A 559-nucleotide genomic window follows, 5' to 3' on the forward strand; every position below is an offset into this window, starting at 1 on the left:
CACGCCCGCGAGCAGCAGCCCGAGGCCGAGCACCAGCCCGGCGGCGGGCAGGAAGACGGCCATCGCCACCGCCGAGGCGAGGGCGACCAGGCCGGCCACCGCGGCCGGCAGCCGCCAGCGCAGGTAGTGGTCCTGGATCGCGTCCACGTCGGCGACCAGCCGGGAGAGCAGGTCGCCGCGCCGGAAGGCGGGCAGCCCGGCCGGGGCGAGCGCGCTCAGCCGCCGGTAGACGGCGGCCCGCAGGGTGCCGAGGGTGCGCAGCACCGCGTCGTGCGAGACCAGCCGCTCCGCGTAGCGGAAGACGCTGCGGCCGATGCCGAAGGCCCGCACCGAGGTGACGGCCATCATCAGGTAGAGCACCGGCGGCATCTCGGAGGCCCGGGAGATCAGGTAGCCGGAGGTGGCCATCAGGGCGACGGCGCAGCCGAGGGCGAGCGCGCCGAGCAGGATCGAGAGCGCCAGCCGGGGGGTGGTGCCGGCCTCGGGCCCGGGCTCCTCGGCCACGGCCGGGGCGGGGGTCGGGCGGCCGCTGTGGGCGAGCGGGGCGACCGGCTCGGCG

At 78.4% G+C, this 559-nt stretch carries 1 pseudogene; it reads right to left on the reverse strand.

Annotated features, from left to right (window positions below):
- Window positions 1-559: pseudogene (locus KS423_RS46965) on the reverse strand (ABC transporter); the annotation flags it as partial.

This window comes from Streptomyces sp. LS1784, assembly GCF_020103755.1.
Lineage (GTDB): Bacteria > Actinomycetota > Actinomycetes > Streptomycetales > Streptomycetaceae > Kitasatospora.